The organism is Sphingomonas sp. (assembly GCF_031380695.1).
Classification (GTDB): Bacteria; Pseudomonadota; Alphaproteobacteria; order Sphingomonadales; family Sphingomonadaceae; genus Sphingomicrobium.
The window spans coordinates 1-9,709 of the sequence record NZ_JANMWY010000049.1; the positions used below are offsets into that span (position 1 = coordinate 1).

Below are 9,709 nucleotides of genomic sequence, written 5' to 3' on the forward strand. Positions count from 1 at the left end.
CGATGCGGCACATCGTCCTGTCGATCGACCTGACCGCGTTCGGCGGATCCGCGCTGACGGCGGATATCGACGTGCCAAAGGATGGCGTCGGGGCGAGCGGCGCGGGCGGAATTCCGGTAACCTATGTCCCGGCGCGCAACATGGTGTTCCTCAGCCTGGCGCTGGCGTGGGCCGAGTCGGCGGGCGCGCGCGACCTGTTCGTCGGGGTCAATGCGCTCGACTATTCGGGCTATCCCGATTGCCGCCCCGAGTTCATCGCGGCGTTCCAGGCGCTGGCCAATCAGGCAACGCGGGTTGGAGTTGAAGGGGGCGGCTTCACGATCCATGCACCGTTACAGCATCTGACCAAGGCCGATATTGCACGGGAAGCGGCGCGGCTGGGGCTCGACGCGGCAGAAAGCCATAGTTGCTATGATCCGGCGGCGGATGGTGGAGCATGCGGGCTGTGCGATGCGTGCCGGCTGCGCGAGAAGGGCTTCGCCGAGGCCGGACTGCCCGACGCGACGCGCTACGCGGTGCGATGACCTACGCGGTGAAGGAGATTTTCCTCACGCTGCAGGGCGAGGGGATGCAGGCGGGGAGCCGGGCGGTGTTCCTGCGTTTTGCCGGGTGCAACCTGTGGTCGGGGCGCGAGGCGGACCGGGCGAGTGCGGTATGCCGTTTTTGCGATACGGACTTCGTCGGGACCGACGGACCGGGGGGCGGCAAGTTCGCCGATGCCGCGGCGCTCGCCGATCGGGTTGCGGCGCTGTGGGGCGCGGGTGAGCAGGCGCGGCTGGTGGTGATCACTGGCGGGGAGCCGATGCTGCAGCTCGATGCGGCGCTGCTGGATGCGTTGCACGAACGGGGGTTCCGGGTGGCGATGGAGAGCAATGGGACGATCGCCGCGCTGCCGGGGATTGACTGGCTGTGCATCAGTCCCAAGGCGGGCAGCGTGGTGGTGCAGCGGTCGGGCGATGAATTGAAGCTGGTGTGGCCGCAGGACGGGATCGACCTGGATGCGATCGAGGAGTGGGATTTCGACCATCATCTGGTCCAGCCGATGGATGGACCGGATCGCGCGGCGGTGGTCGATGCGGCGATCGCGCTGGTCATGGAACGGCCCAGATGGCGGCTGACACTGCAGGCGCACAAGATGGCCGGCTTGCCCTGAGCCAATGAAAAAGGGGCCACCGGTCGCCCGGCAGCCCCTCGATCGTTCCAGCCAGCCCGAAGGCCGACCGGACGCCATTACATGGCGTTGGTGGTGGTGTTGGTCGTCGTCGTCGTCGAATTCATCGACATGTTCGAATCGGCGGCCATGTTGTCACCGGCGTTCATGCCGGCGTCGACGGCGGTCGTGTCATTGGTCGTGACAGTCTCGGTCGTCATGTTGGTATCGACGTTCATGGTATTCTCGGTGGTGGTCTTGCTGCTGCAAGCAGACACCGCGAGGGCCGCACCAGCGACCAGGATCAGAGCACGCATTCAGAAACTCCCTTGATTATAAGATTTGCCGCAGGGTCCCCCGCCGCACAAACCATGGGGACATTAGTCGAAAAGGCGGTTGCGCCTCAAGTGACTTTGCAAGCTTGTCCTAAAATGTTCAAAAAGATGGGAAGTTCCCTCTCCAGAGCCTTATCCAGGGCAGATATTTCTTGCTGGACACCCAGCGTCTTGAGGCTGGTGACGCCATATTCGCGAATTCCGCACGGGACGATTCCGCCGAAATGCGCGAGGTCGGGGTCAAGGTTGATCGAGAACCCGTGGAGCGTGACCCAGCGCTTCACCCGCACGCCGATGGCGGCGATCTTGGCCTCGTCCGCGCCATAACCGACCCACAGCCCGATCCGCCCCGGCTCGCGCCGCGCGATGACGCCGAGCCGGCCGAGCGCGGCGATCAGCCAGCCTTCGAGCGAATGAACGAAATGGCGAATATCGCGACCGCGCGCGTCGAGGTCGAGCATAAGATATCCGACCCGCTGGCCGGGGCCGTGATAGGTGTAGCGGCCGCCGCGACCGGCCTTGAACACCGGGAAGCCGGCAGGATTCATCAGCTCGGCCGGGTCGGCGCTCGTCCCGGCGGTGAACAGCGGTGGATGCTCGACCAGCCATATCAGCTCGCGGGCCATGCCGGCCCGGATCGCTGCGGCGCGCGTCTCCATCGTTGCGAGCGCGTCCGGGTAAAGGGTCAGCCCTTGGCTGACGCGCCATTCGGGAAGCAGCCGGTCCATCGATCGGCCATGCCGCTGCACGCGCGGCGCGGCAAGGCCGATTGCCACTCGGCGGGGCGGGCCGCTAGGAGGAGCGCCGAGCGAGGGAGACGTGCGTGGCGAAATTGTCGATATCGAAGGCGTGGGACGAGACCAGCGCCTTTGTGGCGGGGGAGCTTCGCCTGCTGGCGCCGCTGGCGCTGGCGCTGCTGTTCCTGCCGGGAGTCGTGGCCCAGATTGCGGCGCCGCCGCCCAAGGTCGGGATGGCGGATGCGTCGCCGCTGTCGCTGGTGCTGTTTTTCGCCAGCGCAGTGCTGGGAGTAATCGGGCAGCTGGCGATCGCGCGGCTGGCGCTGGGCCGTCGCGAGCGGTTGGGCAATTCGATCCGTCAGGCGGCGCGGCGGGCGCCGGCCTATATCGGCGCGGTGTTCCTGTTCGCCTTGCCTTTCTCGCTGCTGCTGGCCCTGCTGTACCCGCCGATGCAGGCTGCGGTGGTGAGGGGCAATCGCGGGATGGCACTGATCTTCGCGCTGGCAACGCTGGTGGTGCTGGTAGCGTTTATCATCGCCTTCAGCCGTTTCCTGCTAAGCGGGCCGGTTGCGGCAGTGGAAAGCGGCGGGCCCGTGGCGATCCTGAAGCGCGGCCTGACGCTGACGAAGGGCCAGGTCCTGCGCTTGCTGGGCGCGGTGTTGCTATTCATCATCGGCGGGGAAGTCGCCAGTTATGCGGTCGAGGTTGCAGTCGGATCGGTGGTGACGCTGCTGCTTGGCCCGCCCGAGCCGCTGACGCTGCCACTGCTGATCATCGCGAGCGCAACCGGGGCGGTGCAGGCGGCGATCCTGTCACTGTTCTCGATCCTCTTTGCGCGGCTCTATGCTCAGCGCGTCGCGGTGGCGGCCTGAGTCCTCAGCAGCGGGATGTGCGACGCACAGTCGAGCGGCAGGACACCAGCGAGGCGTGGGTCGGCGAACTGCTCGATCGCGCGCCCGATGGCAGTGAAGCCGGCGCAGCGATAGGCCGCGAGCGCGGCGGGATGATCGAGCGTGCAGGTGTGGACGTGGACGCGGGTGACGTCGGGACGCCAGGCGCGGGTGATCGCCTCAGCCAGAAGCCAGCGGCCGTGACCGTGGCCGGCGAGTGCGGGGACGAGGCCGAGGAAGGCGAGCTCGCATTCGTTGGCGGTGCGAAAGTCGAGCTCGAGCATCCCGACGTCCTGATTCGCTGCGTCGACCACGGCAAACAGCTCGACTGAATCGTCATGCACGATTGCGCATAAATCCGTATCGCTCATCACTAGCCGCGAGAACCATAGCCAAGGTGCGCCGACGAGGCGGAACAAGGTGCGGTATTCATTGGGGGCGATGGCCAGGCGCCGGTCAAGGCGAAGCGGGGAAGGCGGCAGCGCCATGTCCGCAGGAAATGCGTGCATCTCGAGCATCGTGACGACGGCCGCCAGCTGCTCCGCCGCGACCGGCGTCAGGCTCATGACCAGCTGGCAAGCGGCGGCAGGCTCATGAGAATCGCGTCGATGTTGCCGCCGGTCTTGAGCCCGAACAGCGTGCCGCGGTCGTAGAGCAGGTTGAACTCGACGTAGCGGCCACGGTATTCGAGCAGTTGCTGCCGTTCATCTTCGGTGAAGGGCTGGTGCATCCGTCGCCGCACGATCGCCGGGAAAATGTCGAGGAACGCCTCGCCGACATCGCGGGTGAAGGCGAAATGACCGTCGAAATGATCTTCGAGCCGGTCAAAGAAGATACCGCCGACGCCGCGTGCGACCTGGCGGTTGGGCAGCCAAAAATAATCCTCGGCCCATTTCGAGAAGCGCGGGTAAAAAGTCGGGTCGTGCGCGGCACAGGCGGCGCGCAGGCGGGCGTGGAACGCGAAGGTGTCCTCGGCGATTGGAAGTGCCGGATTCAAATCCGCGCCGCCGCCGAACCAGCGCCGCGTGGTCGACAGGAAGCGGCAGTTCATATGGACTGCAGGGACATGCGGGTTGGCCATGTGCGCGACCAGGCTGATGCCGGTGGCGAAGAAGCTGCGATCGCTCTCCGTGCCGGGGATCGAAGCGGCGAATTCGGGGGAGAGTTGTCCGCCGACGGTCGAGACGTTGACGCCGACTTTTTCGAACACCTGGCCGTTCATCTGCCCGCGCACGCCGCCGCCACCGTGGGAGCCGTCATCCTCGGTGCGATCCCATGGAATGTAGGTGAACGCGGCGTCGGAACCGGCCTCGCGCTCGATTGCCTCGAATTCGTCGGTGATCCGGTCGCGGAGGGATTCGAACCAGGTTCGGGCGGCGGCTTGCTGTTCGTCGAGTGGCTTCATGGCAGGGCGTTCGTCTGGCGCAGCGCCTCACCGAGCGCAAGGGCGGCGGCGGTGGCGAGGTTGAGCGAGCGGACTTCGCAGCGGATCGAGATGCGCAGGGCGAGAGCGCAGTCGGCGGCGACGGCAGCCGGGACTCCCGCGCTTTCCTTGCCGATAAGGAGGATGTCGGCGGGGTCGAACGCTGCCTCATAGAGCGAAGCCCTGCCTTGCGTGGTTAGCAGCACGAGTCGGCCGGGCCGGGCGGCGCGGAATGCGGCCCAGTCCGCATGGCGGGCTACCTCGACCTGGTCGATATAGTCCATTGCGGTGCGGCGGACGCGGGCGTCGTCCCACGCAAACCCCATCGGCTCGATCAGGTCGACCGCCACGCCCAGGCACGCGCCGAGCCGCAGGACGGCGCCGACATTGCCGGCGATTTCGGGTTGATAGAGCGCGATACGCATGCGCATCGAGCTACCGCATGGCGGGCTTTGACGGCAAGTCGCACCGACGCTTGCTTTTTCGCGTTTGCATCACGCGGCCGAGACGCTATCAGGCGCGCCATCGCTCCGGCCGTTCCGGACGCGAGCCGGTTATTGCGCCCGTTTCCAAGCGGGCGAGGTCTTAAGGGTGAGCATGGCCACGCTGGAACAACAGTCTCATGACGCGCCGCCCGACGACGGTGTGCGCCGCCGCGACTTCCTCAATGTCGCCGCGGTCAGCGTTGCCGGGGTCGGCGCGGTTGCCGCAGTGGTGCCGCTGCTGACGCAGATGGCGCCGTCGGCCGACGTGCTGGCGATGGCCTCGGTCGAGGTCGATATCTCGAAGATCCTGCCGGGCCAGGCGATCAAAACCAGCTGGCGCAAGCAGCCGGTGTTCATCCGCAACCTGATGCCCAAGGAAATCGCCGAGGCCAATGCGGTCGACGTGTCGACCCTGCGCGATCCGCAGACACTGGCCCAGCGGACCAAGCCGGGGCACGCCAACTGGCTGATTACGATGGGGGTTTGCACCCACCTCGGCTGTATCCCGCTGGGCACAGGCGAGGGTGAGAATCGCGGGCCGTTCGGCGGCTATTTCTGCCCGTGCCACGGCTCGGCCTACGACACCGCCGCGCGCATCCGAAAAGGCCCGGCGCCGAAGAATCTCGCGGTGCCGGAGTATGTGTTTTCGTCACCGACCCTCGTCAAGATCGGCTAAGGAAGAGCATCGTCATGAGCTTCGGCTGGGCCAAACCATATGAACCCAAGGGCAATTTCTCGCGCTGGCTGGACCAGCGCCTGCCTTTGCCGCGACTGGTCTATGGGTCGCTCGGCGGCGGCTATCCGGTACCGCGCAACCTCAACTATGCGTGGAATTTCGGCGTCCTTTCCGGGTTGATGCTGACCATCCAGATCATCACCGGCATCGTGTTGGCGATGCATTATTTCGCGACGGCTGACGGCGCATTCAACAGCGTCGAGAGCATCATGCGCGACGTCAATTCGGGCTGGCTGCTGCGGTATGCGCACGCCAACGGCGCAAGTTTCTTTTTCGTCGCGGTCTATGTTCATATCTTTCGCGGGCTCTATTTCGGCTCGTACAAGGCACCCCGCGAGCTGATCTGGATGCTCGGGCTGGTCATTTATTTGCTGATGATGGCGACCGCGTTCATGGGCTATGTGCTGCCGTGGGGCCAGATGAGCTATTGGGGTGCGCAGGTCATCACCGGCTTCTTCTCCGCCTTTCCGATCGTCGGCGAGCCGCTGCGCATCTTCCTGCTGGGAGGCTATGCGCCCGACCAGTCGGCGCTCAACCGTTTCTTCTCGCTTCACTATCTGCTGCCGTTCGTGATCGCGGGCGTGGTTATTCTGCACATCTGGTCGCTGCACATTCCGGGGTCCAACAACCCGACCGGAGTCGACGTGAAGACCGAGCAGGACACACTTCCGTTCCATCCGTTCTACACGGCCAAGGACGGCTGGTTCCTCAGCGCGTTCCTGATGCTCTATTGCGCGTTCATCTTCTTCATGCCGAATTCGCTCGGACACCCCGACAATTATATCCCGGCCAACCCGCTGTCGACGCCGGCACATATCGTTCCCGAATGGTATTTCTGGCCGTTCTACGCGATCCTCAAGTCGTTCACTGTGGATCTCATCCTGCCGGCGAAGCTGTGGGGCGTGCTGGCAATGTTCGGGTCGATCCTGCTGCTGTTCCTGCTGCCGTGGCTGGACACGTCGCCGGTGCGGTCAGGCAATTACCGCCCGCTGTTCAAGCGTTTTTTCTGGCTGCTGGTGGTTGATGTGATCCTGCTGGCGTGGGTCGGCGGCGGCAGCCCCGATCCGCTCCATGTGATGATCGGCCAGCTGGCGACAGCTTATTATTTCGCGCACTTCCTGATCATCCTGCCGCTCGTCGCGAAGATCGAGCGACCGTTGCCGCTGCCTTCGTCGATCTCGGCGTCGGTGCTGCACGGACAGGCCGCCGAAAGCGCACCCTACGGGCTGGCGACCACGCCATCGACGATGACCGGCGCCCCCGCGGCCGCCGAATAAGGATCCGACATGATTCGCAAGCTTGCCTTTCTCGTCGGCCTGGCCTTTGTCGGTGCAGTGCTGCTGGCCTTTGTCGCCAATCTGTCCGGCTTCATCTCCGATCCGCCGACGCCGACCGCCGAAAGCGCCGGGTTCCACAAGGAGCCCAAGGAGCTCGCCCTCGCCAGTAATGGGCCGTTCGGCAAATATGACCGGCAGCAGCTGCAGCGCGGCTTCCAAGTGTACAAGGAAGTCTGCTCGGCCTGCCACTCGATGAAGTTGGTGGCGTTCCGCGACTTGCGCCAGCTCGGCTATACCGAGGCCGAAGTGAAGGCGATCGCCAACAAGTGGACCGCCGAGGTTCCATCGATCAATCCGGAGACGGGCGAGGCGGCGACTCGCAAGGCGACCCCGGCCGACCATTTCCCCAGCCCGTTCGCCAATGAAACGGCGGCGCGTGCGGCTAACAATAATGCGCTGCCGCCCGACCTGTCGCTGATCACCAAGGCGCGCGAGGGCGGCGCGGCCTATGTCCATTCGCTGCTGACCGGCTATGCTCAGCAGCCGGCGGATCTGCTCAAGCGCTTCCCCGACGTGAAGACGCCGACGGGCCTGTACTACAATCCCTATTTCGCCAATCTGAACCTGGCGATGCCGCCGCCGCTGGCGAGCGACGGGCAGGTGAGCTATGCCGACGGCACCACGTCGTCGGTCGACCAGATGTCGACCGATGTTGCTGCCTTCCTGGTATGGACTGCGGAACCCAAGCTTGAGGCGCGTCACCAGGTCGGGATCGTCGTGCTGATCTTCCTATTGCTGGCGACGGTGCTGGCCTACCTCAGCTACCAGAACATCTGGGCCGAGGCGAAAGGCAAGAAACGCGCGGACTAGTTCCGGTGTCATTTTGGTTGAACCAAAATGCGGGTCTAGATTGTTTGTCTTCTGCCGTTTCCGAATCCTCAGATGATATCATCTGACTGGAAAGGCTCTAGGCACTCACGCCAGGATTGACGCGAAGGCGGCCCTTCTCTCCCGGTGGAAGGGGGGCCGTCCGCCATTTCAGGCCGGGCGTCGTCGAATCAGCACGATCGAGGTGTAGCGCATCACATCGACACCATCCTGGTTAGTCACCGTCGTTTCGGTTCGAATGCTGCCGATGTCCGGTTTGGAACGGGACGGAGTCATGCCGACGATCTTGCCGCGCACGGTAATACGGTCTCCGGGATAGACCGGCTTCAACCAGCGCAGCTCGTCGATACCGGGCGAACCGAGGCCCGCTTGCGGAGCCTGTTTGAACGAGCGGACGATGACCGACATCGCCATGGCGGCGGTGTGCCAGCCACTCGCGGCGACGCGGCCGAAATGGGTCTTGGCCGCGGCTTCGTCCGAAAGATGGAACGGTTGCGGGTCGTATTTGCGGGCGAATTCGAGCACTTCCTCGCGAGTTACGTCGTAGTGGCCAAACTCGGTCTCCTTGCCGACCTCCAAGTCCTCGAAATAAATCATCCGGCATTATCCTTTCTGCTGCACCGGCTGGTCATCGCAATGTTGTGGCGGTTAGGCTATGGTTACGGCGCTTTGGAGGAGACTTGCGCCATGGCTGCCCGCAGACCGTTCACCCTGATCGCTGCGATGCTGTTCCTGCTGATCGCGGTGGCTCATATTTATCGCCTTGTGAAGGGCTTCCCGGTAGTGATCGGTGGCTCCGCCATTCCGATGGGCGTCAGCTGGGTCGGAGTCGTCGTCGCCGGCCTGCTCGGCGTGATGCTTCTGAGGGAATCCCGACACTAGATTCGCGTGAGCGTCAGACGTTGAACTTGAAGTGGAGGACGTCGCCGTCCTTGACGACATAGTCTTTGCCTTCCTGGCGCAGCTTGCCGGCGTCGCGCGCGCCAGCCTCGCCGTTCAGCGCGATATATTCGTCATAGGCGATGGTTTCGGCGCGGATGAAACCGCGTTCGAAATCGGAGTGAATCTCACCGGCAGCCTGCGGTGCCTTGCGGCCATTTTCGAGTGTCCAGGCCCGCGCTTCCTTGGGCCCCACGGTGAAGAAGGTCAGTAGGTGGAGCAGCTCGTAGCCGGAGCGGATGACACGGGCGAGGCCGGTTTCGTGGAGCCCCATCTCCTCGAGGAAGGCAAGGCGTTCGTCCATTTCCATGGTGACGAGGTCTGCTTCGATCGCAGCGGAGACCACGACAGCATTGGCGCCCTCGGCCTTCGCCTTGGCGAAGACGGCGGCGGACAGGGCATTGCCGTCGGCGGCGTCGTCCTCGTTGACATTGCAGACGTAGAGGACGGGCTTGGCGGTGATCAGCTGGGCCTGGGCGAAGACGCGCTCCTCTTCCTCGTCCTTGGGCACGGTCAGGCGGGCGGGCTTGCCTTCGCGCAGTAGCTCAAGCGCCTGGCCAAGCACGGCGGCGGCGATCTTCGCTTCCTTGTCGCCCTGCTGGCCCTTCTTGATCAAGTTGGGAACACGCTTTTCAAGGCTTTCGAGGTCGGACAGCAGCAATTCGGTCTCGACCACTTCGGCATCGGCGATCGGATCGACCTTATTGGCGACATGCTGAATGTCGTCATCCTCGAAGCAGCGCAGGACGTGGACGATGGCATCGACCTCACGGATGTTGCCGAGGAACTGGTTGCCCAGCCCCTCGCCCTGCGACGCACCCTTCACCAGCCCGGCAATGTCGACGAAGC

The 9,709-nt window shown here is 64.4% G+C and carries 14 protein-coding genes; 7 read left to right on the plus strand and 7 right to left on the minus strand.

Translation table 11 applies throughout. From position 1 onward, the window contains the following. On the plus strand, positions 1 to 524 hold a 524-nt coding region (locus RMN84_RS01995), incomplete at its 5' end, for a 7-cyano-7-deazaguanine synthase (protein ID WP_309610535.1). After that, positions 521 to 1,153: a 7-carboxy-7-deazaguanine synthase gene (gene queE / locus RMN84_RS02000; protein WP_309610536.1), complete on the plus strand. Its 633-nt coding sequence runs from the start codon at positions 521 to 523 to the stop codon at positions 1,151 to 1,153. The genes RMN84_RS01995 and queE, both read left to right, overlap by 4 nt. A 77-nt stretch (positions 1,154 to 1,230) precedes the next feature. On the opposite strand, the gene RMN84_RS02005 is transcribed toward queE, so the two are convergent. Beyond that, the gene (locus RMN84_RS02005; protein WP_309610537.1) at positions 1,231 to 1,467 is read right to left on the minus strand and encodes a hypothetical protein; all 237 of its coding nucleotides are present in this window, start codon (positions 1,465 to 1,467) and stop codon (positions 1,231 to 1,233) included. 86 nt (positions 1,468 to 1,553) lie between these two features. Continuing rightward, on the minus strand, positions 1,554 to 2,213 hold the full coding sequence (gene lipB / locus RMN84_RS02010; RefSeq protein ID WP_309610538.1) for a lipoyl(octanoyl) transferase LipB: 660 nt from the start codon (positions 2,211 to 2,213) through the stop codon (positions 1,554 to 1,556). Between the two features lie 95 nt (positions 2,214 to 2,308). Between lipB and RMN84_RS02015 the strand changes: the two genes are divergently transcribed. Beyond that, positions 2,309 to 3,094: a hypothetical protein gene (locus tag RMN84_RS02015; RefSeq protein WP_309610539.1), complete on the plus strand. Its 786-nt coding sequence runs from the start codon at positions 2,309 to 2,311 to the stop codon at positions 3,092 to 3,094. Here the strand turns inward: RMN84_RS02015 and RMN84_RS02020 are convergent. Genes RMN84_RS02020 through RMN84_RS02030 form a run of 3 tightly spaced genes read right to left on the minus strand, consistent with a single transcriptional unit; the run spans position 3,070 to position 4,960 of the window. Next, a complete protein-coding gene (locus tag RMN84_RS02020) occupies positions 3,070 to 3,678 on the minus strand; it encodes a GNAT family N-acetyltransferase (protein ID WP_309610540.1) in 609 nt (202 codons plus the stop codon). The two genes, RMN84_RS02015 and RMN84_RS02020, sit on opposite strands and share 25 nt — an antisense overlap. Next, positions 3,675 to 4,517 (minus strand): oxygen-dependent coproporphyrinogen oxidase, encoded by an 843-nt coding sequence (gene hemF / locus RMN84_RS02025; RefSeq protein WP_309610541.1) that lies wholly within the window; start codon positions 4,515 to 4,517, stop codon positions 3,675 to 3,677. The genes RMN84_RS02020 and hemF overlap by 4 nt, the downstream gene beginning before the upstream one ends. After that, the gene (locus RMN84_RS02030) at positions 4,514 to 4,960 is read right to left on the minus strand and encodes a TrmH family RNA methyltransferase (protein ID WP_309610548.1); all 447 of its coding nucleotides are present in this window, start codon (positions 4,958 to 4,960) and stop codon (positions 4,514 to 4,516) included. Before RMN84_RS02030 ends, hemF begins: the two co-directional genes overlap by 4 nt. Before the next feature lie 172 nt (positions 4,961 to 5,132). Here RMN84_RS02030 and petA point away from each other — a divergent pair, with 172 nt between their 5' ends. The 3 genes from petA to RMN84_RS02045 are packed head-to-tail and all read left to right on the plus strand — an operon-like array spanning position 5,133 to position 7,903. Next, positions 5,133 to 5,696, plus strand: a complete 564-nt coding sequence (gene petA, locus RMN84_RS02035; protein ID WP_309610542.1) for a ubiquinol-cytochrome c reductase iron-sulfur subunit — start codon at positions 5,133 to 5,135, stop codon at positions 5,694 to 5,696. 14 nt (positions 5,697 to 5,710) lie between these two features. After that, complete coding sequence (locus RMN84_RS02040; protein ID WP_309610543.1) at positions 5,711 to 7,033, plus strand: cytochrome b/b6; 1,323 nt, start codon at positions 5,711 to 5,713, stop codon at positions 7,031 to 7,033. A 9-nt stretch (positions 7,034 to 7,042) separates the two neighbouring features. Then, the gene (locus tag RMN84_RS02045; RefSeq protein WP_309610544.1) at positions 7,043 to 7,903 is read left to right on the plus strand and encodes a cytochrome c1; all 861 of its coding nucleotides are present in this window, start codon (positions 7,043 to 7,045) and stop codon (positions 7,901 to 7,903) included. Positions 7,904 to 8,071: 168 nt separating this feature from the next. Here RMN84_RS02045 and RMN84_RS02050 read toward each other — a convergent pair whose 3' ends face one another. After that, entirely contained in the window at positions 8,072 to 8,518 is a 447-nt protein-coding gene (locus RMN84_RS02050; RefSeq protein ID WP_309610545.1) for a MaoC family dehydratase, read from the minus strand. Between the two features lie 90 nt (positions 8,519 to 8,608). Here RMN84_RS02050 and RMN84_RS02055 point away from each other — a divergent pair, with 90 nt between their 5' ends. Continuing rightward, positions 8,609 to 8,803, plus strand: coding sequence for a hypothetical protein (locus tag RMN84_RS02055; protein WP_309610546.1), 195 nt, complete (start codon positions 8,609 to 8,611; stop codon positions 8,801 to 8,803). A 13-nt stretch (positions 8,804 to 8,816) separates the two neighbouring features. On the opposite strand, the gene ychF is transcribed toward RMN84_RS02055, so the two are convergent. Further along, a partial coding sequence (gene ychF, locus RMN84_RS02060) for a redox-regulated ATPase YchF (RefSeq protein WP_309610547.1) occupies positions 8,817 to 9,709 on the minus strand: 893 nt, incomplete at its 5' end.

Bases quoted from the DNA above. Each gene is read 5' to 3' on its own strand.
- RMN84_RS02055 (WP_309610546.1), top strand. From the start codon at position 8,609: ATGGCTGCCCGCAGACCGTTCACCCTGATCGCTGCGATGCTGTTCCTG.
- petA (WP_309610542.1), top strand. From the start codon at position 5,133: ATGGCCACGCTGGAACAACAGTCTCATGACGCGCCGCCCGACGACGGT.
- RMN84_RS02030 (WP_309610548.1), bottom strand. From the start codon at position 4,960: ATGCGTATCGCGCTCTATCAACCCGAAATCGCCGGCAATGTCGGCGCC.
- RMN84_RS02050 (WP_309610545.1), bottom strand. From the start codon at position 8,518: ATGATTTATTTCGAGGACTTGGAGGTCGGCAAGGAGACCGAGTTTGGC.
- lipB (WP_309610538.1), bottom strand. From the start codon at position 2,213: ATGGACCGGCTGCTTCCCGAATGGCGCGTCAGCCAAGGGCTGACCCTT.
- RMN84_RS02020 (WP_309610540.1), bottom strand. From the start codon at position 3,678: ATGAGCCTGACGCCGGTCGCGGCGGAGCAGCTGGCGGCCGTCGTCACG.
- hemF (WP_309610541.1), bottom strand. From the start codon at position 4,517: ATGAAGCCACTCGACGAACAGCAAGCCGCCGCCCGAACCTGGTTCGAA.
- RMN84_RS02005 (WP_309610537.1), bottom strand. From the start codon at position 1,467: ATGCGTGCTCTGATCCTGGTCGCTGGTGCGGCCCTCGCGGTGTCTGCT.
- RMN84_RS02045 (WP_309610544.1), top strand. From the start codon at position 7,043: ATGATTCGCAAGCTTGCCTTTCTCGTCGGCCTGGCCTTTGTCGGTGCA.
- RMN84_RS02040 (WP_309610543.1), top strand. From the start codon at position 5,711: ATGAGCTTCGGCTGGGCCAAACCATATGAACCCAAGGGCAATTTCTCG.
- queE (WP_309610536.1), top strand. From the start codon at position 521: ATGACCTACGCGGTGAAGGAGATTTTCCTCACGCTGCAGGGCGAGGGG.